The sequence below is a fragment of the Nocardia colli genome, from assembly GCF_008704205.1.
GTDB classification, from domain to species: Bacteria; Actinomycetota; Actinomycetes; order Mycobacteriales; family Mycobacteriaceae; genus Nocardia; species Nocardia colli.
In genome coordinates, this window is sequence record NZ_VXLC01000006.1 from 18,118 (window position 1) to 43,143 (window position 25,026).

Below are 25,026 nucleotides of genomic sequence, written 5' to 3' on the forward strand. Positions count from 1 at the left end.
CCATGACAGATGTCATGGCCTCGATCAGGGCGCCAGCAGGCCCTGACGGGCGCGGCCCGCGCCGGAGAGCACGAGCACCAGCATGGTGGCCAGCGCTTGGTCGTCGAGCCCGGCGGCCGGGAAGGTGTAGCGCATGATGACGTCGGCGAGCTTCTCCCGCACGATCACGGTCAGCGAGCCGAATTGCAGCTCGTTGTTCCGCTCGGCGACCCGCTTGTGCAGCTGTGCCTTGACCGGTCGATCCCAGGCCAGCACGCAGGTCAGCGTCAGCACATCGAGCCCGGGGGCCAATCGCACCGCACGCAACGAGCACAGCGAGCCCTCGTATTCGAAGCCGATCGAACCCTCGGGATCGACGCGCACGTCGATGTCGTAGATCGCCAGGCAGGCACCGGCCCGAGCCTGCAACTCGTGTTCCGGACTCACCGTTGATTCCATGTCCGTACCGCCGTTCATTTGGTGCCGCCGAAGCGCCGGTCCCGCGAAGCGTACTCGAGGCAGGCGGCCCACAGGTTGCGGCGGTCGAAATCGGGAAACAGGGTGTCCTGGTAGACGAATTCGGCGTAGGCGGACTGCCAGATGAGGAAGTTCGAGCTGCGGAATTCGCCGGACGGACGCAGGAACAGGTCGACGTCGGGCATGTCCGGCTCGTCCAGGTACTTCGCCAGCGTCGACTCGGTGACCTTCTCCGGGTCGATCTCGCCCGCCGCCACCCGACGCGCGATTTCCCTTGCCGCGTCGGCGATTTCGGCGCGGCCACCGTAGTTGACGCACATGGTGAGGGTCATCACCGTGTTGTCCTTGGTCAGCTCCTCGGCGACCTCGAGTTCGTTGATCACGCTGCGCCACAGGCGCGGTCGCCTACCGGCCCAGCGCACCCGCACGCCCATCTCGTGCATCTCGTCGCGGCGGCGGCGGATCACGTCGCGGTTGAAGCCCATGAGGAAGCGCACCTCCTCGGGGCTGCGCCGCCAGTTCTCGGTGGAGAAGGCGTAGGCCGAGAGCCACTTCACCCCGATCTCGATGCAGCCTTCGACGGTGTCCATCAGCACGGCCTCGCCGCGTTCGTGGCCCGCGGTGCGCGGCAGTCCGCGTTCCTGCGCCCAGCGGCCGTTGCCGTCCATCACCAGTGCGACGTGGTTGGGCACCAGCACGGCCGGGATTTCCGGCGGGCGCGCGCCCGAGGGATGCTGCGAGGGCGGCCGAACGGTGCGGGTAGCGCCCGCCTTGGTCGCGGTGGAGGAGTCTCGGCGGAGGATCACGGCCCCTATCCTGCCTGATGGTTGTGGAGGCGCGGTGAAGGTCTCCACGGTCCCGCAGGATCAGGCGGGGGCGTGCACCGGGGTCGACCGCTCGATCAGCGGCAACGTGCGCAGCTGCCGTTCCAGATGCCATTGCAGATGCGCCGCGACCAGACCGCTGGCCTGCCTGCGCACCCCGTCGGGCGCCGTCTCGACGTACTCCCACTCGCCGCGCAGCAACGCGACCAGCAGATCGAGCACCCCCGGCGCCGGCGTCGCCGACCCGGGCGGACGGCAGTGCACGCACACCGCGCCGCCGGCCGCGACGTGGAACGCCCGATGCGGACCCGGCGTCGCGCACTTGGCGCATTCGTCCAGCGCGGGCGCCCAGCCCGCGAAACCCATGGCGCGCAACAGGAATGCGTCCAGGATCAGCTCGTGCGGGCGTTGCTTGGCGGCGATGGCGCGCAACGCGCTCGCGGTGAGCGCGTGCAGCCGCGGCGCGGGCGCGCGTTCTTCACCGGCCAGCCGCTCGGCGGTTTCCAGCACCGCGCAGGCCGTGGTGTAGCGGCCGTAGTCGTCGATGATGTCGGCGGCGAACGCCTCCACCGTGTGCACCTGGGTCACCACGTCGAGCGTGCGCCCCGGATGCAGCTGCACGTCGATGTAGGCGAACGGCTCCAGCCTGGCCCCGAACCTCGACTTGGTCCGGCGCACCCCCTTGGCCACCGCGCGCACCAAACCGTGCTGGCGCGTCAGCAACGTGACGATGCGGTCCGCCTCGCCCAGCTTGTGCTGGCGTACCACCACCGCCACATCCCGATACAAACGCACGCCTCATCCTCCCACGAAGACCCGACAGCCTTTGGCAGGCGCGGCCTCTCCGCTGCCACTTCACCGACGAATCCCCCATGCCGGTCGGCGTGCTGCCCTATTCTTTTTCTCTACCGTACTGCTGGGGAGGGGCTTTCGGCTTTGGACGACCTACTCGGTACCGGAACCGCCGCAGGTTTTCGGGCCACTCGCGAATTGCTCGGATTGCCGGTGCCGTGGTGCGCCCGGCTCTTCGCCGTGGCCGAGCGCACCGTGGAGCGCTGGGAGCGGGGAGCGTTCCAGATTCCGGACACCGCCGCCCGTGAACTAGCCGAGATCGCCGACGAGACCGAGCAGGTGGTGGAGGCGATGGTCGACGCCATCGGCGCGGGTGAGATCTCGCCGCGCCTGCACACGTATCGAACCAACGACGACTACAGCAAGCACGAGCCGGACACGCGGTATCCGGCCACCTGGCACCGGGCCGTGTGCGCCCGGGTCATGGTCGAATTACCTCAGGTGGAACTGCAATTCGTCGAGTGATCAGCGGTACAGCGTCGGCTCGATGACCAGCTGGAACAGCGGGGTGTCGACCCGCACGGGGGTCAACGCGGTCGCGCCGAGTGCGGCGGGCTGCGCGCCGGGACCGTCGAAGAGGCAGTGACCGTTCGGGTTGACGACCAGCGCGCGTCCGTCGGCCGCGCCCGGCACGGTGATCCGCGCCGCGCCCTGCACCTCGACCGCGGTGTTCGGCGCGATCGGGACCAGGTTGTGCACCCACGGCGCGAGATACGGGTGCGCGACGATGGTCGTCGCGTCGGGGCCGCGCTCGACCTCGGCGGTCGGCACCTGGATCGGCGAGATCGCCGGGGTGATCGACGGGTCGGTGACGCCGATGCCGTTCGGGGCCTGTGTGTAATCGGGGGTGAGGGGCTGTGCCTGGGCCGTGCCGGCCAGGCCGAAGCCGACCGCGAGGCCGACACCTATCGCTACGAGCTTCATCTGGCCGATTCTCCGGCGGCGGCGCAATCGGGCACGACTATTGCGCTCGAGCTGATTCAGGCGCGGATGATGCCGGAGATGAGCAGCAGCAACGACTGCTGGGCCTCGGCGCGGGCGCGGTCCGGTTCGTCAGCGTGCGCGACGATCAACGCCGCTTCGGTGAGCGCGCTGAGCAGCAGTTGCGCCAGCATCTGGACGGGGCCGTCGGCGATCAGGCCCGCGCCACGCGCGCGTTCCAGCATCGCGATGATCATGCCGAGGCCGTGCCGCTCCTCGAATTCGCGCCAGGCCTGCCAACCCAGCACCGCGGGCGCGTCGGTGAGCGCGATCCGCAGCATCGGCGGACGCTGGCAGATCTCCAGGAAGACGCTGAGGCCGACCGCCATGCCCGCCATCACATCGTCGGGATCGACTGTGCCGATGGCGGTTTCGATCTCCTCGGTGGACTCGACCTCGATCCGTTCCAGCACCGCGAGGAACAGGCCGCGCTTGTCGCCGTAGTGGTGATGCAGCGCGCCGCGGGTGACGCCCGCCTCGGTGACGAGCTCCTCGGCCGAGGTCGCCGCGAAGCCGCGCTCGATGAACAGCCGGCGGCCGGCCTGCTCGAGCGCGGCCCTGGTGGTGCGGGAGCGGTCCTCCTGGCTACGGCGTGGCATGCAGCCGAGTGAACTCCAGGATCGACTCGGTGAGCAACTCGGGCTGGTCTTCGGGGATGAAGGTGTAGGAGTCGTCGATGACCTTCAGCGTCGCGTTCGGCAGGTCGCTGATCAGGCGTTCGGCGTAGGACATCGGGAAGAGGCGGTCCTCGCGCGCCCACACAACCAGCACCGGGAAAGCGACCGTCGCGAACCGCGCCGCGGCATCCAACGTATAGCGGCGGTGCGCGTTCTTCAGGAACAGCCGCAGATCCTTGCGGACGGCGGCGGACGTCAGCGGGCCCGCCAGGTAGGAGTCGGCGATTTCCGGCGGCACCGGACGCTTGGCGACCATGCCGAAGACCAGCGGCGTCGGATGCAACGCTCGAATGCGCGCCGACTCGATGATCGGCCGCATCGACCCCGGAATCCTGGCCAGCCAGGAAAGCAAGGCGAACGGCTGTGGCAGGAAGCTCTCGTAGCTGTCGACCGCGGCGAGCACCACGCGGCCGATCCGCTCGGGGCGGCGGGTCATCAGCACCTGGGTGATCGCGCCGCCGGTGTCGTTGGCAACCACGGTGACGTCGGTCAGGTCGAGTCGCGCCAGAAAGTCCGCGATGAGGTCGGCGACGCCGATCGGGGTGAGATCCGTTGCGGGGACCGGGATCTGGTGGGCGCCGAGCGGCCAGTCCGGGGCGAGACAGCGGTAGCCCGCCGCGGCGACGCCGGGGACGACCTTGCGCCACAGGTCCGAGTTGACCAGCAGTCCGTGCACGAAGACGACCGGTGAGCCCTCGCCGGTGTCGTGGTAGCGGATGCGGCCGCCGGGTAGGTCCACCTCGTGTGTGCGGCCGAGTTCGGTGCTGATTCCCATCGTTCCTCCAGTGCGTCGCGGTCCCGCCACTGTTACATACATTCGGTATGTATGTCTACAGTTCAGCCGCTAGGGCGGCGGAAATCGGCCCCGGCGCCGCTGGGATAGCGTTCGAACTCGGCAGGCGAACTAGTCACTTGACCAGGTGCGCGCTACCGTCTTCCGAAAGCACGACGAGACGGAGCTCACGATGACGGACCCCACTCGGCAGACCACCGGCACGCAGACCGGCGACCTCGGGCTGGCCGAGCATGCCGCCGCCCTCGCGCAGGGTGCGATCAGCTCCGTTGCCGCCGTCGGTGCGGCTCTCGACCGGATCGAGGCGTCGCAGTCGACGCTCAACGCGTTCCGTCTCGTGCGGCGTGAGCGAGCACTCGCCGAGGCGGCCGAAGCCGATCGACGGCTAGCGGCCGGCGAGCGACTGCCGCTGCTCGGCGTGCCGATCGCGGTGAAGGACGACACCGATATCGCCGGTGAGCCAACGGCATTCGGTTGCGGTGGGACCTTCGCGCCGAAAACCGAAGACGCCGAATCGGTTCGGCGGCTGCGGGCGGCGGGCGCGGTGATCGTCGGCAAGACCAATACCTGCGAGCTGGGCCAGCTGCCGTTCACCAGCGCGGCGTCCTTCGGGCACACCCGCAACCCGTGGTCCGCCGACCACACACCGGGCGGCTCCTCCGGCGGTTCATCGGCGGCCGTCGCGGCTGGATTGGTGCCTGCCGCACTGGGTTCCGACGGTGCGGGCTCCATCCGCATCCCCGCGTCGTGGACCAATCTGGTCGGCATCAAACCGCAGCGCGGGCGCATCTCCACCTGGCCGCATGCCGAAGCGTTCTACGGACTCACCGTCAACGGACCGTTGGCCCGCACGGTCGCCGACGCCGCGCTGCTACTCGACCTGGCCGCCGGACCGCACCAGGGCGATTTACACACTCCCGCACCGATTTCCGCCAGTGATGCAGTGGGCCGCGATCCCGGCCGACTGCGCATCGCCCTCTCGCTGCGCACTCCGTTCACCGCGACCAGGACGGCGCTCGACCCCGAAATCGCCGCCGCGGTACAGCGCATCGGCGACACCCTGCGCAAACTCGGCCACACCGTAACCGTCGCCGATCTCCATTACGGCATCATGATCGGCGCATCATTCCTCCCTCGATCGATGGCCGGTATCCGCGCGGCCCACCAGAAATTCCCTGGCGCCCAGGTAGATCCGCGCACAATCGCCAACACCCGCCTCGGCCGCCTCCTCGACGGACCCGCACTCTCCGCCGCCCGCCGAGCAGAACCGTTGCTGCACAAGCGCATCGGCACCTTCTTCCACGACTTCGACCTGGTCCTGGCCCCCACCACCGCCACCCCTCCCCCACGCGCCGAAGACATCGACGGCATCGGCGTCCACGCCACCAACAACCTCATCACCGCCGCCTGCCCCTACACCTGGCCATGGAACGTCCTCGGCTGGCCCAGCGTCAACGTCCCCGCCGGTTTCACCGACGCGGGCCTACCGATCGGTGCCCAACTGATGGGCACAGCCTCCACCGAGCCGTTACTGATTTCACTTGCCGCACAACTGGAATCAGAACTGCACTGGGAGCGCGAACGCCCCGCGCCGTGGTGGCAATCTCACTGAACAAGGCTCCCGAGGGCAGGCAGCTTATCCCCGGAGGTCTATGACAACCGCCCGGTCGTCCCACGCGTTCAGCAGATCTTCGGCCGCGGGCAGCACTGTCGTCGCAGGAAAATAGTCGCGGTCGAGTTCGCACGTGATACGAGTGCCGATGCGCTCCGTCGACTCCTGATCGCACCGCGACATGATGGTCGTTGTCGCCGAAAACTCTTGCAGCCATTGTCGATCCGCGGTTCGGATCTCGATCCACGTGCGCGCGCTGACCGCTAGCAGCGCACTGAGTGTCCAGCGGCTCGAGGGCAAGCCCTTCGCGTCGAGCTTGCCCATCTCGTTGACCAGATTGTCGGTGATGGTGAACCGATGGTCCGACTCGATGACCACCTCGACCCGCACGGCCGCTCGATCGGTTTCCCGCAGTGCATCCCGCACCACCGCATCGACAACGGCACCGGCCAGCCCGGGATCCTCCCGGTGGCAACCGAAGAACATATGCGGCCGGGCTCGGACAGCCTCCCCGAACGAACGCAGGACAATTCTTGCTGTCGAGTGGTCCTTCGGCTGTGCTCCCACGATCTCAATTCTTCCAGGTCGAATCAGCATGTCCAGCGCGACTGGATGGTGCGCCGATCCCGAGTTCGCGTGCGGATCCCTAGGTTATGGGGTGGGAGCGGCGATCGATCCTTCGCAGTTCGCGCGAGGTGTCCGGGGGTGGTGGCATCATCGAGGGCCACGAGGAGCGATCGGCAGAAGTCTTGCGACAGGGGGAACGATGAGCGCGGAAGTCGTTGCGGTGCGGCTCGGTACGGCGCTGGTCGGGCGGGCGGCGCAGCTTCTGCTGGCGAAGCAGCGGGGGGATCAGGATCGGCGGTCCGGGATGGATGAGCTGGTTCGGCGGTATGTTCCTGGGCTTCGGCCGCAGCGCAGTGTGCAGCGGCAGTTCGAGCAGATCGCGGATGCGGTGGCGGGGCGGCTCGAACCCATGCTGGCCCATGAGTTTCGCGGGATGGACGAGGGTGAGCACACCGCTGTTGTCGACGCGGTAGTGGATACCTTCGAGCATGCCGATCTGTCCGATGCCGCGATCTTCGCGTCGAATGCCGACCCGGCGCAGCTGGCTCGCCGGATACGCGACACCGTGCCGCAGCCGACTTGGCTGAGCGCCGCCGGAACGGCCTTGTATGACCAGATCGTCGCGGAATGCTGCGACTGCTATGTCCAGATCGTGCGTCATCTGCCGGTCTTCGTCGAGCGCGCGGTGCCCGAGTTGCTCAGGCGCATCGACAGATTGGGCGACGAGGTCGAGCAGGTCTTGGAACGGCTGCCCAAACGTTCGCTGTACGCACCGGACGGCAGTGACCATGACGCCGCCTTTCGCCGCGAGTATCTCGAGCTGATCAGCCGGACCCTCGACGAGGTCGAACTGTTCAGCTTCGCGATCGAACAACCCTTGCGGACAAAGCTTTCCGTCGCCTACGTGAGTTTGCGCGTGGTCGGCCAGACCTATCTGTGGTTCGGCGATAAACGACAGGCTGACGAACGAGGATTCGGCGGCGGGCGAGTCGAAGCCGCGTTGAGCCAGAAGCTTCGAATCCTGCTCCGCGGCGAAGCGGGGTCGGGCAAGACGACGCTGCTGCGCTGGTTGGCGGTCACCGCAGCACGGGCGAGCTTCACCGGCAACCTCGCCGCATGGAACGGCCTGGTCCCCGTGCTGCTCAGGCTGCGCAGCTACGCCGCGCGCGACCTACCCAAGCTGCACGAGTTGCTCGATGACGCAGCGGGCCCTCTGACGAGCCACATGCCCAGCGCGTGGATTGATCGCCAACTGGCGGACGGCCAGGTCTTGTTACTGATCGACGGCGTGGACGAAATCGTTCCCGCGGATCGCGACAAGGTTCGGGAGTGGATCCATCGCCTGCTCGACGCCTACCCGCTGACCAGAGTAGTCGTCACTTCCAGACCGATTGCTGCACAACATGATTGGCTGGATGCCGCCGATTTCGCACCGATCGAGCTGGAACGAATGACGCAGTCGGACCTGAATGCCTTCATCCGCCAATGGCACCAAGCCGTCGGTGCGAGCGGACAGCGACTGCCATGCGCACCGGCCGAACTACCGGATTACGAACGCGCGCTAATCGCCAGCGTCCGGGATCGCCCGCACCTGCAAGCGCTTGCCACCAACCCGCTGCTCGCGGCGATGCTGTGTTCGTTGCATCTGCGGCGCAAGCGACAGCTGCCGCGAAATCGCATGGAGCTGTATCAGATCGCCGTCGATCTGCTCGTGCAGCGGCGCGATGCGGAGCGCCATATCCCCAGCGCGCAGAAGGCTTCGCTCAGCTTGACCGACAAGGTCGCTGTGCTCCGCGACCTGGCCTGGCGGTTGTCGGACAACAATCTCAACGAGGTCGACATCGACAAGGCCGCCGAATACGTGACCGCGAGGATCGCGTCCATGCGCCACCTCGAGGTCGATCCGCACGATGTACTGGACTATCTGCTCAATCGCTCGGGCGTTCTGCGATCCCCCGCCGATGGCCGAATCGACTTCGTGCACCGCACCTTTCAGGAATATCTCGCGGCCGCGGAGGCCGCCGCGCAGGATCGCATGGGCAACCTGGTCGGGCGCGCTCATCTGGACGTGTGGCGCGACACGGTCATCATGGCGGCGGGGCATGCCAACAGCAGCCAGCGGGGCGTGCTGATCGGTGGAATCCTCGACCGTGCGAACGAAAGCGACCAGAGTGGCCGGCACCTGCGTCTACTCGCCGCGTCGTGCTGGGAAACGATCGAGTCGCTCTCCGGCGAACTGGCCCGGCGACTGGACGAGACGATCGCCGGCCTAGTGCCGCCACAGGACCTGGACGAGGCCGCTTCGCTCGTCGCTGTCGGTGAGCCGCTGCTGCGCTACCTGCCGAAGAATCTCGACGGCATACCCGATGTGAGCGCGATGACGACGGTCCGGACAGCGGCTCTCGTCGGCGGACCGGCGTCGTTGCGATTGCTGGGCAGCTATGCGACGGACCCACGGCAAGAGATACAACAGGAGCTGATCAACACCTGGGACTACTACGACCCGGCCGAATACGCCACAGAGGTGCTCGCCAACTTTCCCGCAGAGCCCGGTCTCGATCTCTGGCTGTGGCGGCCGCGCCAGTGGAAACCGATTGTCCGGCTCGGCAATCTGCGATCCCTGATCGTCGAATTTCCGTCGAGCATCGGCACGCTGGCGGCCGACGGGCTACCGACAGCGGCGTTGCTCTCGTTGTTCCGGCTGACAGGAGTCAACGATCTGAGCACGCTGGCCGCTTCGCGCGAACTCGGATACCTGCGCGAACTGGTGCTCGCCACCAATGACCATCAGGCGGTGCTCGACGGCCTGGACACGCTCACCGTGTGCACCGGCCTGCGCCGCCTTCAGCTGGTGGGCTGGCAGTCGCTGCCCCGGTTGACGACGCTACCGGCGGCATTGCGTTCACTCGGCCTCGAGCCGGTTCCCGTCGAGTACAGGCTGACCTGCCTCTTGGATCACGGGCTGAACGAGCTCAGTCTCAGCGGCGAAGGTGCGCCTGCCGCACTCACCACCGTCGGCCGAGCGCTCTCGCTCGAACGGCTGACGCTGGCCGATTGCGATTTGGTCGACCAATTGCCCGCACTGACCGCAGCGCTGCCCCAGCTTCGAGTACTCGATCTGTCCGCGGTCACTCTGCCGAACGACCTCACGCCGCTCGGCAATTTCCCACTGCTGGAAGCAATCTCACTGAACGACTGCGCCGGGGCGGACGGCGGCCCGGTTCGGCTGGCATCCATCCCACAGCCGGATGCGGATCGGCGATTGACCGTGACGGTAGACCGAGCCACGGCGACGACCGGGACAACCGTGTCACAGGGCCGCATCGTGTTCCACCGGCCGACGACCGCCGGTGATTTCGCGCGACCCTAGAACCCCAACTTGCCCAACTGCTTCGGATCCCGCTGCCAATCCTTGGCAACCTTCACGTGCAGGTTCAGGTAAATCCGTGTCCCGAGGATCTTTTCGATCTGGTGGCGCGCATTGGTACCCACCTCTTTGAGCCGAGCCCCACCCTTACCGATGACGATCGACTTCTGGCTGGGCCGTTCGACATACAGGATGGCGTGCACGTCGAGCATTTCCTCGTTCTGCTCGTACGGCAGGACCTCCTCGATCACCACGGCCAGCGAGTGCGGAAGCTCGTCGCGCACACCTTCGAGCGCCGCCTCGCGGATGAGCTCGGCCATGAGGGTTTCCTCCGGCTCGTCGGTCAGCTCTCCGTCGGGGTAAAACGCCGGGCCCTCAGGCATTTTCGACGCGATGACTTCGATGAGCACCTCGATCTGCTCACCTTTGACCGCGGATACCGGCACTACGTCGCACTCGGGTCCGAGCAGATTCGAGAGCGCGAGCAGTTGCTCGCCGATCTGGTCCCGGCTCACCTTGTCGATCTTGGTGACCACACCGAGCAAGGTGGTCTTGGGCGCCATCTGCTTGATCTGCTGCACGATCCACTTGTCGCCGGGCCCGATCTTCTCGTCGGCGGGGATGCAGAGCGTGATCACGTCGACTTCCGAATACGTATCGCGCACAAGGTCGTTCAGCCGCTGACCGAGCAGGGTGCGGGGGCGGTGCAGGCCGGGGGTGTCGACGAGGATGAGCTGGGTGTGCTCGCGGTGCACGATGCCGCGGATGGTGTGGCGGGTGGTCTGCGGGCGCGAGGAGGTGATCGCGATCTTCTGGCCGACCAGGGCGTTGGTCAGCGTCGACTTGCCGGTGTTCGGACGGCCGACGAAACAGACGAAGCCGGAACGGAATTCGCCGTCAGCCACCGCGCACCTCGCTGATCGCTTCCGCGTCGACCGTCATCGCGGCGTCGTCGACGATCTCGAAGACCGCGCCGTCGCGGTCGGTGAAGATGATCTTCGCCTCCGGCGACACCTCACGCACCGCGGTGACCCCGAAGTCCGACAACCGCCCGCTGACCACCACGGCCGCTTCGAATCCCTCTGCGCCGCTGGAGATCGCGGCCGCGACGGCCGCCTGCAACGCGGTCAGCCGCAGCGCCGTCAGGTTGACCTCGCCGGCCGCGTAGGTGCGGCCGTCGGTGTCGCGCACCGCCGCGCCGCTGGCCCCGCCCGCGCGGCCCATCGCCCCGCGCGCCAGCACCAGCAGTTTGTTGTCCTCGGGATCCAATTCGGTCATTCGGTGTCTCCGTCCTCGTGTCGACCGGCCGGGGTCTCCCGATCCGCGCCATTGCCTTTGCGTTTGCCGTTCGACTTCGCGCCGTCGGCGTCCTTCACCTTGCGCACCACCACGGTATGCACCCGCACCCGTCCGCGGGTGTCCGCGCCACCCTCACCGCGCAGCATCAGCCCGTGCACCTCGACCTTGGATCCGGGCAGCGGCACCCGGCCGAGCTCGTGCGCCATCAGACCGCCGACCGTGTCGACGTCTTCCTCTTCGATGTCGAGCCCGTAGAGGTCGCCGAGGTCTTCCACCGGCAGCCGGGCCGAGACGCGGTAGCGGCCGTCGCCGAGGTCTTCGATGGGCGGCGTCTCGTCGGTGTCGTATTCGTCGGCGATCTCGCCGACGATCTCCTCGAGCACGTCCTCGATGGTGACCAGCCCGGCGATGCCGCCGTATTCGTCGACCAGCAGCGCCATGTGGTTGCGCCGGCGCTGCATCTCGTCGAGCAGGCTGTCCAGGGGTTTGGAGTCGGGCATGAACACGGCCGGGCGCATCACCTCGCGCACCAGCACCTTGCGGCCGCGTTCGGCATAGGGCACAAGGTCTTTCAGGTAGACCACGCCGAGGATGTCGTCGACGTTCTCGCCGACCACCGGGATGCGCGAGTGCCCGGATCGCACCGCGAGCGACATCGCCTGTGCCGCGGTCTTGTCCGCTTCGATCCAGACCATCTCGGTGCGCGGCACCATCACCGCGCGGGCGGCGGTGTCGCCGAGTTCGAAGACGGACTGGATCATTCGGCGTTCCTCGTCGGCCACCACGCCGCGCTCGCTGGCCATCTCGACCACCTCGCGCAGCTCGATCTCGGAGGCGAACGGGCCGTTGCGGAAACCCTTACCGGGCGTGATCGCGTTACCGAGCAGGATGAGCAGCCGCGACAGCGGGCCGAGCAGCGCGCCGATGAACTGCAACGGCAGCGCCGCGCCCAACGCGATCGAATAGGCGTGCTGGCGGCCCAGGGTACGCGGACCGACCCCGATCACCACATACGACACCAGCACCATGACGATGGCGGTGACCAGCAGCGCCCAATCGTCTTCCCAGACCGAGATCAGCGCCGCGGCCAGCAGCACGGTGGCGCCGATTTCGCACAGAATGCGCAGCAGCACCATGAGATTCACGTAACGGGCGCGATCGGCGACGATCTTGCTCAGCCGCACCGCGCCGGGGCGGTCGGCCCGGACCATATCGTCCACGCGGGCCGGCGAGATGGTGTTCAACGCCGAATCGACACCGGCGAACAATCCGCCCACCGGAACCAGCAGGACGGCGAGCACGATCAGGGTCAGCGAAGTCACGCGGGTCCTAATGCGCCACCCGGTGTGGTGAAGCCCGCCTTCCCCAGCAACCTGGCGTCCCGGGCGGCGAGCTCGGCCCGCCGCTGTGCCTCGCGCAGGCTCTCGTACCACTCTTCGAGCAGGGTGGCCTGCAGCGCGAACATTTCCTTCTCCTCCTCCGGCTCGGCATGGTCGTAGCCGAGCAGGTGGAGCACGCCGTGCACGGTGAGCAGCGCGAGTTCGTGATCGAGCGAGTGCCCAGCCTTGCGGGCCTGGCCGGCGGCGAACTCGGGGCACAGCACGATGTCGCCGAGCATCGACGGACCGGGCTCGGGGCTGTCCGGGCGGCCGCCCGGCTCGAGTTCGTCCATCGGGAACGACATGACGTCGGTCGGGCCGGGTAGGTCCATCCAGCGCATGTGCAGGTCCGCCATGGTGTCGAGATCGACGAGCACCATCGACAGCTCCGCGGCCGGGTGCACATCCATCCGGGTGATCACGAAGCGTGCGACGCTGACCAGATCTTCTTCGGGCACGTCGATACCCGACTCGTTGGCGATCTCGATACTCACCCGGTCAGCCTAATGCCGCAGGTCGACACCCAACGCCGTTGGGTGTCGACCGAATGACCGACATTGCGCGCAACTCAGTGTCGATCGCCTCGGCTCGCGGCCCGGCGCTGCGCCCGGTTGCCCGGATAGTGCGCGCCGACCTGCGGCGCCCGCTCCGACTCGGCCCGGTCGTAGGCGTCGACGATGTCCGCGACCAGCCGGTGCCGGACCACGTCGCTGCTGGTCAGGTACGAGAAGTGGATGTCGTCGATATCCGTGAGGATCTCGCTCGCCGCGCGCAGACCCGAGCGCGCGCCGGTCGGCAGGTCGACCTGGCTGACGTCACCGGTCACCACGATCTTCGAACCGAACCCGAGCCGGGTGAGGAACATCTTCATCTGCTCGGCCGTGGTGTTCTGCGCCTCGTCGAGCACGATGAACGAATCGTTCAGCGTGCGGCCGCGCATGTACGCCAGCGGCGCGACCTCGATGACGCCGGCCGCCATCAGCTTCGGAATGGCCTCCGGATCCATCATGTCGTGCAGTGCGTCGTAGAGCGGGCGCAGGTACGGGTCGATCTTCTCGTTGAGCGTGCCGGGCAGGAAGCCGAGCCGCTCGCCGGCCTCCACCGCGGGGCGGGTGAGGATGATCCGGGTGACCTGCTTGGTCTGCAAGGCCTGCACGGCCTTGGCCATCGCCAGATACGTCTTGCCGGTGCCTGCGGGGCCGATGCCGAACACGATGGTGTTGGCGTCGATCGCGTCGACGTAGCGCTTCTGGTTCAGCGTCTTGGGCCGGACGGTCTTGCCGCGCCGGGACAGGATGTCCAGGCTGAGCACCTCGGCCGGGGACTCGGAGGAGCCCTCCGTGAGCATCGAAACGGTGTGCCGCACCGCTTCCGGGGTCACCACTCGGTTGCGGCCGGTAAGCGCGACGAGCTGTTCGATCACCCGCTCGGCGAGGGCGACGTCGGCCGCCTTGCCGGTGAGGGTGACGGAATTGCCGCGGACGTGAATGTCCGCGTCGAGCAACTCTTCGAGTTCACGCAGGTTCTGGTCGGCCGAACCGAGGAACGGGAACACGGATTCGGGAGCGAGTTCGATACTGGAACGCACGGTGCGTGCTGCGGGACCCGAGGTGTTTTCATCGCCAGCGCTCTTGGGGGCGGCAGCCGACGCAGTCGGCGGGGTGGGTAAGCGCGAGCCTGCTGTGGAGGTGGTCGGGTCGCCGATCTCGCCTTGTGTTCTCAAAAGTGGCTATAGCCTGCTTTCCGGTCTCGACGTGCTGCTGTGTTGATGAAAGTTTAACGCGCCCCACCGACACCGCCCAGTGAATAAGCCGCTAACGGAGAGGCTTGATGATCAGGGGATTCCCCGGCGCCGCTGCGCCCAATCCTCGGTGAAATCACGAAACCGTCGCGCCGCCCCGGACGCCGACGTCGAGGCCGACCAGACCAGCCCGACCTCGCGGGTGGCGCCGGCGTCCGCGAGCGGGATCAGCACCGGCCCGGGCAGCCGCACGTCCGCCTTCACCCCGGCCACCCGCGGCGAGGTCGCCGGGCCGATGTCCTCCTCGGGCAGCACTCCGACGCCCAGACCTGCGGCGACCAGCCCCGCGACGGTGATCAGGTCGCTGGCCTCGAAGGCGATCCGCGGGCGCAGGTCGGCGGCGGCGCACAGTTCGTCGACGATGCGGCGCATGCCGAAGCCGGGATGCATGGCGATGAAATCCTCCTCGGCGACCTCGTCGAGGCGCACCTGCTTGCGCCCGGCCAGCCGGTGATCGACCGGCACGGCCAGCGCGAGCCGCTGCCGCAGCAGGCCGCGCCAGCCGATGCCCGGCATGGCCGGACGCGGCGAGACGATACCCAGATCCGAAGTCCCGCTGAGCACATCGGTGGCGACCATTTCGGCGGCCCCCTGACGCAGCGCGAAAGTGATTCTGGCCGAACCGCGGCGGAATTCGCCGACCAGTTGCGGGACCAGCCAGCCGCCGAAGGAATGCAGGAAAGACAGGCGCACAACACCGTTGGCCGGACTGTTCAGGTCGGCGATGGATTGGGCGGCGGTGTCGAGTTCGGATTGCGCGCGGCGGGCCTGTTCGTAATAAATGCGGCCGAATTCGTTGAGGATGATGCGTTTGCCGCGGCGGTCGAACAGCTCGACGCCGAGCCTGCGTTCCAGGCGGCCGAGCATGCGGGACAGGGTCGGCTGGGCGATGTGCAGGCGTTCGGCGGCCGCGCCGACGCGTTCCAGTTCGGCGAGCGTGGTGAACCATTCGAGGTCTTCGCTCAGCACACGCCCTCCTGGTGACTCGTGTCACAGCGCAGCTCAGAGCGGGCCTGGACTGCCCTCTCTATATGCGCTCAGTGCATCAACTTCACCATTATTATTCATTTCCCTTCGGAAGGGGTGGCCGGTGATCCTGAAAGCCATGACCTCGACGAAGAGCCGCCCGGTCGCCGGGGGGCGTACGACGCATGAGCGCCGGATCACCGCGGCGTTGTTCGCGGCGGGGCTGGCCACCTTCGCGACCATGTACAGCGCGCAGGCGTTGCTGCCGAGCCTGTCCGAGGCATTCGATGCGACACCCGCACACGCGGCGCTCGCGGTTTCGCTGACCACCGCGTTTCTCGCGCTGGCGATCATTCCGGTGAGTGCGCTGTCCTCGCGGATCGGACGGACGCGGGTGATGACGATTTCCGCGGTCAGTTCGGCGACGATCGGGTTGCTGCTGCCGTTCAGTCCGTCGCTGGAGGTGCTGCTGGCCGGGCGGGCGTTGCAAGGGCTCACGTTGGCGGGGGTGCCGGCGGTGGCGATGGCCTATCTCGCGGAGGAGATCGGCACGGCGGGGCTCGGGGCCGCGATGGGGGTGTACATCGCGGGCACCAGCATGGGTGGGCTGGCCGGGCGGGTGATTCCGGCGTTCACCCTCGGGCTGGGGTCCTGGCGATGGGCCGAAGCGACCATTTCGGTAGCTGCGGCGGTGTGCACCGTGTGGTTCGTTCGTAGCCTGCCGCCGTCGCGGGGTTTCGTCGCCCGGCCTGCTGGGATCCGCACTGTGCTGGGCGATCTCGCCGGTCAGTTGCGGAATCGCGGGCTGCTGGTGTTGTTCGGGCTCGCGTTGGTGTTGGTGGGTACTTTTGTATCGCTCTACAACTTCCTCGGGTATCGGCTCACGCAGCCGCCGTTCGAATTGCCTGATGCGGTAGCGGGTTTGGTGTTTCTGCTCTATCTCGCCGGTACTGCGGTCGCGACGGTCGCCGGGCGGCTGGCCGATCGGATCGGCCGGCATCGAGTGCTCGCCGGCACCGTGGTGCTGATGGGTGTCGGGTTGGTTCTGACCATTCCGGACAACCTCGTGACGCTCGTGCTCGGCATGTCCCTTTGCACGGCAGGGTTTTTCGGCGCGCACACGGTGGCGAGCGCTTGGGTCGGCGTGCTGGCGTCCGGCAATCGCGGGGCCGCTTCGTCGCTGTACCTGTTCTCGTTCTATGTGGGCAGCGGCGTTATCGGCGGCGCGTCGGGGATCGCTTACACCAAGCACGGCTGGCCGGGACTTGTTGTCTACGTTGGAGCACTGCTGGTATTGGCCTTGATCCTGGTGTCCGCATTGGCATTTCGCAGCCGTGCGACCGGATCGAGCGGCAAGGCGGCCGAAGGCTCCCCGCAGCCGCACGCCTTCTGACACACGCACGCGTGTCAGTGCGGCGATTCGGGGTGCGGGAAATCAGAACCCGTGCGGCTGCCGACACATGGACAACTACCAGCGTGAAGTGAGAGCTCCGAGGGCACCCAGGGCGACAGCCGCGGCCGTCGAGGTGCGGAGCACGGTGGGGCCGAGCAGGACGATATCCGCGCCTGCCTCGGACAGCGAGGTCAGCTCCGAGTTGTCGAGCCCGCCTTCAGGACCGACGATCAGCACGACCTCGGGCACGTCCGCGAAGGCGAGTTCGGTGAAGCGCCCCGTGCCGGATTCGTGCAGTGCCGCGACAATTGCGCCGTCCGCCTTGGCTTTTCGAATCAGGTCGAGCAGGTCACGGGTGCGGTGCAGGTCCGCTACCTCGGGGATGTACGGGCGGCGGGACTGGCGGGCGGCCGAGCGGGCGGCGGCGCGCCACTTGTCGACGGCCTTGCCCGCCTTGCCTTCCCAGTTCGCGATGCAGCGGGCGGCCTGCCAGGGCACGATCGCGTCGGCGCCCGCCTCGGTCATCAGCTCGACGGCCAGTTCCGAGCGGTCCGACTTCGGCAGTGCTTGCACGACCGTCACACGCGGCGGAATCGGTTGCGCTACCGTGCGATTCAGGACCTTCAGGTCCAGCCGGTCACGTTGGGCCGCAACGACTTCCGATTCGGCGAGCACACCGCGCCCGTCCGACAACGTGATCGGCTCGCCGACCCGGATGCGGCGCACCGTGGCGGCGTGCCTGCCCTCCGGGCCGTCGAGCACGGCGATGGCGCCCGGTTCGGGCACCTCGTCGAGGTAGAAGACCGTCGCGGCCAATTAGCGCCCGCTGAACGAGGCCCGCAGCCTGGCGAACAGGCCGCTGTTGTGCTCGGACTGGGTCGACATGACCTCGGCGCGCTCGCTCGGGCGCATGCCCTTGTACTTGCGCAGCAGTTCGGTCTGCTTGCCGTCCAGCTTGGCCGGGATCACGATGTCCAGGTGCGCCAGCAGGTCGCCGCGCGCGCCGGAGCGCAGCCGCGGCATGCCGTGCCCGCGCAGCACCGAGACCTCGCCCGGCTGGGTGCCCGGCGCGATGGTGAGTTCGGTGGGGCCGTCGAGGATCGTGTCGATCACCACGGTGGTGCCGAGGGTCGCGTCGACCATCGGGACGCGGATGGTGCAGTGCAGGTCGTCGCCGTCACGGACGAACACGTCGTGCGGCTGCTCGACGATCTCCACGTACAGGTCACCGGCGTGTCCGCCGCCGGGGCCGACCTCGCCCTGCGCGGCCAGCCGCACCCGCATGCCGTTCGCGACACCGGCCGGGATCGGCGCGGCGATCTCGCGACGCGCACGCACGCGGCCGTCGCCACCGCACTTGTGGCACGGATCGGGAATGGTCTCGCCGGCGCCGCGGCAGGTCGGGCAGGGGCGCGAGGTGAGCACCTGGCCGAGGAACGAGCGCTGCACGGACTGCACTTCGCCTGCGCCGCCGCAGGTTTCGCAGCGCACCGGCTTGGACTTGCCGTTGGTGCCCGCGCCGGTACACACGTCGCAGAGGATCGCGGTGTCGACGGTGAGGTGCTTGGTCACGCCAACCGCGCATTCGGCCAGGCTGAGCCGGGTCCGCAGCAGCGAGTCCGCGCCGGGCTGCACCCGGCCGCGCGGCTTGCGCGCGCCACCGGAGTTGCTCATGCCGCCGAAGAACGCCTCGAACACGTCACCGAGGCCACCGAAGCCGGCGCCGGAGAATCCGCCACCGCCGCCGCCGGATTCCAGCGGGTCGCCGCCGAGGTCGACGATGCGCCGCTTCTCCGGGTCCGACAACACCTCGTAGGCGGCCGACACTTCCTTGAACTTGGCCTGCGCCGTCTCATCCGGGTTGATGTCGGGATGGAGCTCCCGCGCCAACTTGCGATAGGCGCGCTTGATCTCCTGGTCGGTCGCGTTCTTCGCGACGCCGAGCAGTCCGTAGTAGTCCCGTGCCACTTGAGTTCTCTAGTCCTTGGTCGTTCTCGACAGTGCCGACGGTGCTTCACCGTTCCAACCGCATGCTGATGGCCAGCATTAGTCGGATGCACTCAACTTTATCCGGCCGGAAGTACGAGGGTATCAGCGGCATCGGAGCCGTCAGCGTTCGGCGAGGACCTCGCCGATGTACCGGGCGACCGCCGCGACCGAGGCGATGGTGCCGGGATAGTCCATCCGGGTGGGGCCGAGCACGCCCATGCCGCCGAGGATCGCGCCCGATGTGCCGTAACCGGTGGACACCACCGAGGTGCCGCGCATCTGCTCGACCTGGGTTTCCTCGCCGATGCGGACGGTGACGGTGCCCGGCTGTTGCGCGGCGGCCAGCAGCTTGAGCACGATCACCTGCTCTTCCAACGCCTCCAGCACGTCACGCAGCGAGCCGGGGAAACCGAAATCGGCCGCGTTGCGGGTCAGGTTGGCGGTGCCGCCGAGCACGAGTCGTTCCTCCGGATGCTCGACCAGTGTCTCGACCAGCACGGTCGACACCCGGATCAGCACATCGCGCAGGCGCAGCGGCGCCCGCTCGGGTAGCTCGGCGACCGCCGCCGAGGCGTGCGCCAGCCGTTTGCCGTCCATCGCGCCGCCGAGCATGCCGCGCAGTGCGGCCAAGTCTTCGTCGTCGACCAGTGCGCCGAGTTCGACCAGCCGCTGATCGACGCGTCCGGTGTCGGTGATCACCACGAGCAGCAGGCGCGCGGGATTCAGCGCGACCACCTCGATGTGCCGGACCGTGGACGCGGACACCGACGGGTACTGCACGACCGCGACCTGCCTGGTCAGCTGGGCCAGCAGGCGCACGCCGCGGCGCAGCACGTCGTCGAGATCGACGCCCGACTCGAGGAATTCCATGATCGCCCGGCGCTCGGCTCCGGAAAGCGGCTTCACCTCGGCGATGCGATCCACGAACTGCCGGTAACCCTTGTCCGTGGGGATGCGCCCGGAACTGGTGTGCGGCTGCGTGATGTAGCCCTCCGCCTCCAGCACCGCCATGTCATTGCGTACGGTCGCACTGGAAACGCCCAGATTATGCCGTTCCACCAGGCTCTTCGAACCGATCGGCTCCTTGGTCGCGACATAGTCCGCGACGATCGCGCGCAGGACCTCGAAGCGCCTGTCTTCGGTGCTCGACATCGGCCCCACCTCCTCGCTTCGTCCTCGGGTACGCCGCACCGGGCGAATCCCGCATCACACAACACCGTGCGATTCCCGGTCGTCTGCTCAACCAGTCTAATTGCCTATACCCATTTCGCCGTCCCGCACGCCAGGTGGGGCGGGCGGTGTGCGGGACGGCACTGATCCGGAACTCGATGGAACCGATCGCGGATTCGGTGCGTCGGTAACGGTGGAGGGGAACAATCCAGGAACTGGGGGGCAACGTGGCACTGCTGGTCTATTACCTGCGGGTCAGAGATGAACCGAATGAGGTGGAGTACCGCTTCGGGGAGATGCGGGACAACTTCGACCGCACTTTGATCATCGACAAAACGAACAACACGGTCCGAACGGAGCAACCGGAGGACGGGCTCTTCCGCGCCACCTCCGCCCGGATCTTGATCCGCGCCGGACGCGAAAAGGCGTGGCCGCCCAACGGAGTGATCGCTTCCTGATCCCCGCCGAACCGACCGTCGGCCGGCGGTCAGGGGATGGCGTGCAGGACAGTGGGGGTGATCTGAGCCGCTTGGGCGCAGGCGTCGAAGGGGAAGGGCGGGGCGGCGGGGGCCAGGTTGACCGAGATCGTCAGCAGGTGGGCGTTGTTGGCGGTGGGCGGGTCGGCGCGGCGGTAGTTCAGGGTCATCGCGCAGCTGGAGTTCTGCCGGGTCGGGTCGGTGGACTGGACCGTGCGCAGCTCTATGCCGGTGAGGCCCTCCACGTTCGTGTGGCGCGCGTACTGGATGGACTGGCCGCCGTCGAGGCCGGAGGGTAGGCGCAGCACCTCCCCCGTCTTGACCATCTGCTCGCTGGTCTGATCGAACGAGATCTCGACGGTGACGCGGTGCGAGCCGCCGGGCTGGACCAGGGTGATCGCGCACTTGTACGCCTTGGGCCAGCCGACCGAGGTCATCTGCCAGCCGAGGAATTGCGCGGTGATCGGGGCGGTGGCCGCGCACGGGTTGCGCTGGATCAGCGACCGCCCGCCCTGATCGTCGATGACGCGCGGCGGCAAGGCCACCAGGCCGTCCAGGGTCGCGGCGAGGTATTCCCTGGTGAACCGGCAGGGCTGCGACCACGGGACCGGCGTCCTCGCCGAGCCCGCCAGCTTGGACACGCTGAGGAAGTGCGCGAATCCGGTGTCCCCGGCGGGGATTCGGTACTCGCAGCTGTACGCGTCGGGCCGGTCGTCGCTGTTCGCGCTGCGAAACACGGTGCGGCCGTTGATCTGCTCGGTCTTGTCCGCCGCGCGCTTGTCCGAGGTGTAAAGCTTGTCCAGTTCCAGATTGAACGCGTAATAAGCGTCGTCCGGAGCGCTGAGTATCAATCCACACCCGGTCCAGCCGCTGCCGCGGTCCAGGCCGGGGCTGCGGTCGAAGCGCTGGAAAACGCCCAGCCGCTCGGCATATTCGCGATTCAGCAACGCGCACGGATCGGTGGCGCGGATCCGCGCCATGAGGTCGGCGGCGCCGGGCGCGATGGCCGCCAATTCGGCCGACCCCGGCGTCCCTGCCTGCGCTTTCGCCGCCCGGGGCGGGGTGGATTGGGCACTGGGTCGCGCCGCGGATTCCCTGGATATAGTGCCGCACCCACACAGCGCGGCCACGACCATGGCGATTGCCGCCATGGTTGCCCAGCGCCGACTGCCGCCCACTATCAACGGCAACTCCCTCGGCTTATCGAACAATCCCCGGCAGGTTAACCCAATAATGAAGCCTCCCTCGCGGATTCTCGGATACCCGGCGAATCGTGACCCAATCAATGCCGGAATCGGCGTGACCCGAACAAATCTCATGATCAACACCTGCTCGGCAGCCGGCGCCGGCCCGCGCTGAGTTCCTCGACCAGGTCCTCGTAGCCGACGGCCAGCTCGGCGAGGCGTTCCCAGGCAAACCAGAGGTCCCAGTCGGACTCCTCCGCCAGCGCCGCGTAGGCGCAGGCGGTGAACTGCGCGAGGCGGTCCAGGATCGCGCCGATGGTCTCGGTGTGCAGGTAGGCGCCGCCGTGCGGGACAGGCAGGCGGGAGGCGACCCACCGATCGATGTCGCGGACCTCCCTGGCGCGGTATTCGTCTATCTCCCGGATGGTTTCGCGGGTCGCGGTAGACCGGCGTTCGTGCAGGGTGGTCAGCTCGTGTACCGCGATCAGCAACGGATGGTCGCCGACACTGCCGCGACAGGCTTGCAGCACTTGGCTTCTCGTCGGCAACACCTCACTCACCCGGCCGTTCGGCGGTCGGACCGCACTCTCGTTGCGGCACTGCGGCGCTCATCGGATGGGCCTCCTGGTGCAGGCGCGCAGGTAGTCGAGGACCACCGCGCCGGACGGACGGAAGGTGTCGCGGGGCGGCACGATCCAGGTGCGGGACGGGGTGTGCGCGTCCGCCGGGGACGGCAGCGCGATCTCGCCGCCGAACGGAACGACGGCGACATCGAGCCGGAATAGCTCGGTGAACAGCGGCTGGTCGTCGGGCACGTCCGGGCGGCACAGGAAAGTCCAACGGCGGGAACGGATGTGGGCCACGATCGGCCCGAGGGCGCAGCCACGGTACAGCATGTCGTCGCGGACGCGCTGGCCGAGCCGGGCCGGCATCGTGATCGCGCCGACCAGGCCGACTTTGACCACGATCCGGCCCGCCTCCGGGTGAATGCCGGCGGGTAGGCCGCAGCGGCGGTAATAGGCGCAGCGCGAAACAGGGGTATCCGTGAACATTGGGTCGCTCATATTGGAACCTCTACTCACCTCGATCGGTTGTCTGGTGCGCCCGATCCGAGTGGACCTGAACCCGCTCGCGCAGATAAGGTTTCAGGACTTCTATGACACGGACCGGGGCGCACGTTCAGTACAGCACCGGAAATGAGCGGCGGGACTGTTCCGAGTACCGGAACAAGGCGAAAATTCACAAGGTTCCAAAGAAGCCCGTCATGCGGTTCCAGTTGCACCCACAGCCAATAGTGAGGCTACGAAAGGGAATTGTCGTGACCCCCACCGGATCGACCCTCCCTCGACGCATGCTGGCGCGCCAGCTGCGCGTACTGAGGGAGAATTCCAGCGTCAGCGCGGAGACCGCGCGCAAGGCGATAGGCGTTGGCAAGCAAACACTGTGGCGGATGGAAACCGGGCAGCCCGTCCGGCTCAATCCGCTGTTCATCGAGCGGTTGTGCGCGTTGTACGGCGCGCACCCGGACATGACCCGGATGCTGCTCGGATTGGCCGAGGAGTCGCATCGCACCGGATGGTGGCATGCGTACGGGGACGCCATTCCGAAGCATTTCGATTTGTTCGTCGGGCTGGAGGAGGCGGCGCGGCGGATTGTTTCGTATCAGACGGTGCTGTTGCCGGGGTTGTTGCAGACCGATGGATATCGGCGAGCCATGACGTGGGTGGACTCGCCCACAATGCCCGCCGCGGAAGTCGAACGCCGGATCGAATTGTTCACGCGGCGCAAGTCTCGGCTGACCGATGCCGACAACCCGCTGATCGTCGACACCATCGTCGACGAATGCAGCCTGCGCCGGGCAATCGGCGGTCCGGCGGTGATGGCGGATCAACTGCATCACCTCGTCGGCGTCGACGAACTGCCCAACGTCTCCGTTCGAGTGGTCCCGCTCGCGCAGGAGGCGTACGGCGGGCTGGCCGTGGGACCGTTCGTGCTGCTCGAATTCCCAAGGCACCCAACGGCACACCTCACCGAGCCACCGGTCGTGTACATGCAGGGTCACACCGGTGCGCTGTACCTTGAGAAGTCCGACGATGTGCAGAAGTACCAACAGGCATATTTCGAAATGCAACGTTCGGCATTGGATGAGTCCCGCAGTCGCGCGCTCATCCGCAAGATCGCGAAGGAGTACGCGACGTGAATACAGATCGATCGACAACCGCCTGGTTCAAGAGCAGCTACAGCAGCCCCACCCAGGACTGCGTCGAGGTCGCCTTTCTCGGCGACGGCATGGTCGGTGTTCGTGACTCGAAGAACCCCGACGGCTCGTCACTCGTCTTCAGTTCCGGAGAGTGGGACGCCTTCACCGCCGGTCTGGCCGGCGGCGGGCTCGACCTGTCACGAGGCTGAGCCGGGCAGTTGAGCAGGGCCGGGACCTTCGTTTGCGGGAGGTCCCCTGCCCGATCTCTGCCAACTTTTCGAACCGAGCGCCGATAGCGTCGACCTGCGGTGCGACTCGCTTGCACCCAGGTTGACGCATCGGTAGCGTCAGCATGATCTGACAGGGGGCGGAGAAGCCGGTCCGGCCCCGTGCGATCTATCTGAGCACCGGCGGGCGAAGGATCCGATGACGAGCAGGTCGAACTCGTGGCGGTTGGCCACCCTCGCGCTCGGCGCCGTATTCGTGGTCGCCGGGTGCGGGCCGTCGAATGATGGCGATCCCAAGCCGACGGGGAGCACGACGACGTCGAACTCGGGTCTTGCTGCGAATGTCCCTGCTGGTTTCAACGCTTGCACCGACATCCCGCAAGCCATCCTCGATTCCGAGAAGCTGCGGGACAAGACGCCGAACGACTCCAATGCCAACGGTGGCGTCAAGTGGCGCGGATGCATTTGGGCCAAGACCGATGGATATGCGGCCAGTATCCAAACAACGAACATCACCGTCGACATGGTGCGGGCGAAGAAATTTCCGGACAGCCAGGAGTTCACCATAGGTAGCCGGCATGCGATCTCGACACGGCAGGTCGACGATCACCCGGAAGCCGCGTGCACGGTCAATGTGGAGATGAAGGGCGGGAGCCTCGAACTCAACCTCACCAACCCCCCATCGGGCAAGGCGACCGGACATCTCAACACGTGCGACTTAGCGCGCGGGCTGGCAGAAAAGGTGGCGTCGGCGGTACCCGCCACGGCATAAATACGCGCTTGACGACGGCATTCACCGGGAGGGATTAACCA

Annotated in this window: 27 protein-coding genes; 8 read left to right on the forward strand and 19 right to left on the reverse strand. The window is 67.3% G+C overall.

Going from position 1 to position 25,026, the window contains the following annotated elements:
• Nucleotides 1-24: 24 nt before the first annotated feature.
• Genes F3087_RS17045 through recO form a run of 3 tightly spaced genes read right to left on the reverse strand, consistent with a single transcriptional unit; the run spans nucleotide 25 to nucleotide 2,075 of the window.
• Nucleotides 25-456: a YbjN domain-containing protein gene (locus F3087_RS17045; protein ID WP_150402980.1), complete on the reverse strand. Its 432-nt coding sequence runs from the start codon at nucleotides 454-456 to the stop codon at nucleotides 25-27.
• On the reverse strand, nucleotides 453-1,262 hold the full coding sequence (locus tag F3087_RS17050; RefSeq protein ID WP_150402981.1) for an isoprenyl transferase: 810 nt from the start codon (nucleotides 1,260-1,262) through the stop codon (nucleotides 453-455). The genes F3087_RS17045 and F3087_RS17050 overlap by 4 nt, the downstream gene beginning before the upstream one ends.
• A gap of 60 nt (nucleotides 1,263-1,322) precedes the next feature.
• Nucleotides 1,323-2,075 carry a DNA repair protein RecO gene (recO, locus tag F3087_RS17055; protein WP_150402982.1) on the reverse strand — a complete coding sequence of 251 codons (753 nt, stop codon included), beginning with the start codon at nucleotides 2,073-2,075 and terminating at the stop codon, nucleotides 1,323-1,325.
• 141 nt (nucleotides 2,076-2,216) lie between these two features.
• Between recO and F3087_RS45960 the strand changes: the two genes are divergently transcribed.
• Nucleotides 2,217-2,597 carry an Aca2/YdiL-like domain-containing protein gene (locus tag F3087_RS45960; protein WP_191094009.1) on the forward strand — a complete coding sequence of 127 codons (381 nt, stop codon included), beginning with the start codon at nucleotides 2,217-2,219 and terminating at the stop codon, nucleotides 2,595-2,597.
• Here the strand turns inward: F3087_RS45960 and F3087_RS17065 are convergent, their stop codons facing one another.
• The 3 genes from F3087_RS17065 to F3087_RS17075 are packed head-to-tail and all read right to left on the reverse strand — an operon-like array spanning nucleotide 2,598 to nucleotide 4,565.
• Nucleotides 2,598-3,056, reverse strand: coding sequence for a hypothetical protein (locus F3087_RS17065; RefSeq protein WP_150402984.1), 459 nt, complete (start codon nucleotides 3,054-3,056; stop codon nucleotides 2,598-2,600).
• Between the two features lie 56 nt (nucleotides 3,057-3,112).
• Complete coding sequence (locus F3087_RS17070) at nucleotides 3,113-3,712, reverse strand: TetR/AcrR family transcriptional regulator (RefSeq protein WP_150402985.1); 600 nt, start codon at nucleotides 3,710-3,712, stop codon at nucleotides 3,113-3,115.
• A complete protein-coding gene (locus F3087_RS17075; RefSeq protein ID WP_150402986.1) occupies nucleotides 3,699-4,565 on the reverse strand; it encodes an alpha/beta fold hydrolase in 867 nt (288 codons plus the stop codon). The genes F3087_RS17070 and F3087_RS17075 overlap by 14 nt, the downstream gene beginning before the upstream one ends.
• A 190-nt stretch (nucleotides 4,566-4,755) precedes the next feature.
• Between F3087_RS17075 and F3087_RS17080 the strand changes: the two genes are divergently transcribed.
• Nucleotides 4,756-6,195, forward strand: a complete 1,440-nt coding sequence (locus F3087_RS17080; RefSeq protein WP_150402987.1) for an amidase — start codon at nucleotides 4,756-4,758, stop codon at nucleotides 6,193-6,195.
• A 24-nt stretch (nucleotides 6,196-6,219) separates the two neighbouring features.
• On the opposite strand, the gene F3087_RS17085 is transcribed toward F3087_RS17080, so the two are convergent.
• Nucleotides 6,220-6,585 (reverse strand): hypothetical protein, encoded by a 366-nt coding sequence (locus tag F3087_RS17085; protein WP_150402988.1) that lies wholly within the window; start codon nucleotides 6,583-6,585, stop codon nucleotides 6,220-6,222.
• A gap of 376 nt (nucleotides 6,586-6,961) precedes the next feature.
• On the opposite strand from F3087_RS17085, the gene F3087_RS17090 reads away from it, so the two are divergent.
• The gene (locus F3087_RS17090) at nucleotides 6,962-10,132 is read left to right on the forward strand and encodes an NACHT domain-containing protein (protein ID WP_150402989.1); all 3,171 of its coding nucleotides are present in this window, start codon (nucleotides 6,962-6,964) and stop codon (nucleotides 10,130-10,132) included.
• On the opposite strand, the gene era is transcribed toward F3087_RS17090, so the two are convergent.
• The 6 genes from era to F3087_RS17120 form a co-directional block, all read right to left on the reverse strand.
• Nucleotides 10,129-11,034, reverse strand: a complete 906-nt coding sequence (gene era / locus F3087_RS17095; protein ID WP_150402990.1) for a GTPase Era — start codon at nucleotides 11,032-11,034, stop codon at nucleotides 10,129-10,131. The genes F3087_RS17090 and era overlap by 4 nt on opposite strands.
• The gene (locus F3087_RS17100) at nucleotides 11,027-11,407 is read right to left on the reverse strand and encodes a cytidine deaminase (protein WP_150402991.1); all 381 of its coding nucleotides are present in this window, start codon (nucleotides 11,405-11,407) and stop codon (nucleotides 11,027-11,029) included. Before F3087_RS17100 ends, era begins: the two co-directional genes overlap by 8 nt.
• Nucleotides 11,404-12,750, reverse strand: coding sequence for a hemolysin family protein (locus tag F3087_RS17105; RefSeq protein ID WP_150402992.1), 1,347 nt, complete (start codon nucleotides 12,748-12,750; stop codon nucleotides 11,404-11,406). Before F3087_RS17105 ends, F3087_RS17100 begins: the two co-directional genes overlap by 4 nt.
• Nucleotides 12,747-13,301, reverse strand: coding sequence for an rRNA maturation RNase YbeY (gene ybeY, locus F3087_RS17110; protein WP_150402993.1), 555 nt, complete (start codon nucleotides 13,299-13,301; stop codon nucleotides 12,747-12,749). The genes F3087_RS17105 and ybeY overlap by 4 nt, the downstream gene beginning before the upstream one ends.
• A 74-nt stretch (nucleotides 13,302-13,375) precedes the next feature.
• Complete coding sequence (locus F3087_RS17115; protein ID WP_150402994.1) at nucleotides 13,376-14,395, reverse strand: PhoH family protein; 1,020 nt, start codon at nucleotides 14,393-14,395, stop codon at nucleotides 13,376-13,378.
• Between the two features lie 246 nt (nucleotides 14,396-14,641).
• Complete coding sequence (locus F3087_RS17120; protein ID WP_150402995.1) at nucleotides 14,642-15,577, reverse strand: LysR family transcriptional regulator; 936 nt, start codon at nucleotides 15,575-15,577, stop codon at nucleotides 14,642-14,644.
• Between the two features lie 136 nt (nucleotides 15,578-15,713).
• Here F3087_RS17120 and F3087_RS17125 point away from each other — a divergent pair, with 136 nt between their 5' ends.
• Nucleotides 15,714-16,967, forward strand: a complete 1,254-nt coding sequence (locus F3087_RS17125; protein WP_150402996.1) for an MFS transporter — start codon at nucleotides 15,714-15,716, stop codon at nucleotides 16,965-16,967.
• A 75-nt stretch (nucleotides 16,968-17,042) separates the two neighbouring features.
• Here the strand turns inward: F3087_RS17125 and F3087_RS17130 are convergent, their stop codons facing one another.
• The 3 genes from F3087_RS17130 to hrcA all read right to left on the reverse strand — a co-directional run bounded on the left by F3087_RS17130 (nucleotide 17,043) and on the right by hrcA (nucleotide 20,108).
• Complete coding sequence (locus F3087_RS17130) at nucleotides 17,043-17,783, reverse strand: 16S rRNA (uracil(1498)-N(3))-methyltransferase (RefSeq protein WP_150402997.1); 741 nt, start codon at nucleotides 17,781-17,783, stop codon at nucleotides 17,043-17,045.
• On the reverse strand, nucleotides 17,784-18,935 hold the full coding sequence (gene dnaJ, locus F3087_RS17135) for a molecular chaperone DnaJ (RefSeq protein ID WP_150402998.1): 1,152 nt from the start codon (nucleotides 18,933-18,935) through the stop codon (nucleotides 17,784-17,786).
• A 141-nt stretch (nucleotides 18,936-19,076) separates the two neighbouring features.
• On the reverse strand, nucleotides 19,077-20,108 hold the full coding sequence (gene hrcA, locus F3087_RS17140) for a heat-inducible transcriptional repressor HrcA (RefSeq protein ID WP_150402999.1): 1,032 nt from the start codon (nucleotides 20,106-20,108) through the stop codon (nucleotides 19,077-19,079).
• A gap of 245 nt (nucleotides 20,109-20,353) precedes the next feature.
• Between hrcA and F3087_RS17145 the strand changes: the two genes are divergently transcribed.
• Nucleotides 20,354-20,584, forward strand: coding sequence for a hypothetical protein (locus F3087_RS17145; RefSeq protein WP_150403000.1), 231 nt, complete (start codon nucleotides 20,354-20,356; stop codon nucleotides 20,582-20,584).
• A 29-nt stretch (nucleotides 20,585-20,613) separates the two neighbouring features.
• Here the strand turns inward: F3087_RS17145 and F3087_RS17150 are convergent, their stop codons facing one another.
• From F3087_RS17150 to F3087_RS17160, 3 genes are all read right to left on the reverse strand, one after another.
• The gene (locus tag F3087_RS17150) at nucleotides 20,614-21,813 is read right to left on the reverse strand and encodes a DUF3558 family protein (RefSeq protein WP_191094010.1); all 1,200 of its coding nucleotides are present in this window, start codon (nucleotides 21,811-21,813) and stop codon (nucleotides 20,614-20,616) included.
• Between the two features lie 110 nt (nucleotides 21,814-21,923).
• Nucleotides 21,924-22,316 carry a DUF4254 domain-containing protein gene (locus F3087_RS17155; RefSeq protein ID WP_223885141.1) on the reverse strand — a complete coding sequence of 131 codons (393 nt, stop codon included), beginning with the start codon at nucleotides 22,314-22,316 and terminating at the stop codon, nucleotides 21,924-21,926.
• A 78-nt stretch (nucleotides 22,317-22,394) separates the two neighbouring features.
• Nucleotides 22,395-22,850 carry a DNA-directed RNA polymerase subunit beta gene (locus tag F3087_RS17160; protein ID WP_150403003.1) on the reverse strand — a complete coding sequence of 152 codons (456 nt, stop codon included), beginning with the start codon at nucleotides 22,848-22,850 and terminating at the stop codon, nucleotides 22,395-22,397.
• A 254-nt stretch (nucleotides 22,851-23,104) separates the two neighbouring features.
• Here F3087_RS17160 and F3087_RS17165 point away from each other — a divergent pair, with 254 nt between their 5' ends.
• The 3 genes from F3087_RS17165 to F3087_RS17175 all read left to right on the forward strand — a co-directional run bounded on the left by F3087_RS17165 (nucleotide 23,105) and on the right by F3087_RS17175 (nucleotide 24,985).
• Complete coding sequence (locus F3087_RS17165) at nucleotides 23,105-23,986, forward strand: helix-turn-helix domain-containing protein (RefSeq protein WP_150403004.1); 882 nt, start codon at nucleotides 23,105-23,107, stop codon at nucleotides 23,984-23,986.
• On the forward strand, nucleotides 23,983-24,195 hold the full coding sequence (locus tag F3087_RS17170) for a DUF397 domain-containing protein (RefSeq protein WP_150403005.1): 213 nt from the start codon (nucleotides 23,983-23,985) through the stop codon (nucleotides 24,193-24,195). Before F3087_RS17165 ends, F3087_RS17170 begins: the two co-directional genes overlap by 4 nt.
• A 217-nt stretch (nucleotides 24,196-24,412) precedes the next feature.
• A complete protein-coding gene (locus tag F3087_RS17175) occupies nucleotides 24,413-24,985 on the forward strand; it encodes a DUF3558 domain-containing protein (protein WP_150403006.1) in 573 nt (190 codons plus the stop codon).
• Nucleotides 24,986-25,026: the final 41 nt, after the last annotated feature.

Bases quoted from the DNA above. Each gene is read 5' to 3' on its own strand.
- hrcA (WP_150402999.1), bottom strand. From the start codon at position 20,108: ATGTCGAGCACCGAAGACAGGCGCTTCGAGGTCCTGCGCGCGATCGTC.
- F3087_RS17075 (WP_150402986.1), bottom strand. From the start codon at position 4,565: ATGGGAATCAGCACCGAACTCGGCCGCACACACGAGGTGGACCTACCC.
- F3087_RS17100 (WP_150402991.1), bottom strand. From the start codon at position 11,407: ATGACCGAATTGGATCCCGAGGACAACAAACTGCTGGTGCTGGCGCGC.
- F3087_RS17175 (WP_150403006.1), top strand. From the start codon at position 24,413: ATGACGAGCAGGTCGAACTCGTGGCGGTTGGCCACCCTCGCGCTCGGC.
- F3087_RS17065 (WP_150402984.1), bottom strand. From the start codon at position 3,056: ATGAAGCTCGTAGCGATAGGTGTCGGCCTCGCGGTCGGCTTCGGCCTG.
- F3087_RS17080 (WP_150402987.1), top strand. From the start codon at position 4,756: ATGACGGACCCCACTCGGCAGACCACCGGCACGCAGACCGGCGACCTC.
- F3087_RS17045 (WP_150402980.1), bottom strand. From the start codon at position 456: ATGAACGGCGGTACGGACATGGAATCAACGGTGAGTCCGGAACACGAG.
- F3087_RS17125 (WP_150402996.1), top strand. From the start codon at position 15,714: ATGACCTCGACGAAGAGCCGCCCGGTCGCCGGGGGGCGTACGACGCAT.
- F3087_RS17160 (WP_150403003.1), bottom strand. From the start codon at position 22,850: ATGAGCGACCCAATGTTCACGGATACCCCTGTTTCGCGCTGCGCCTAT.
- F3087_RS17090 (WP_150402989.1), top strand. From the start codon at position 6,962: ATGAGCGCGGAAGTCGTTGCGGTGCGGCTCGGTACGGCGCTGGTCGGG.
- F3087_RS17070 (WP_150402985.1), bottom strand. From the start codon at position 3,712: ATGCCACGCCGTAGCCAGGAGGACCGCTCCCGCACCACCAGGGCCGCG.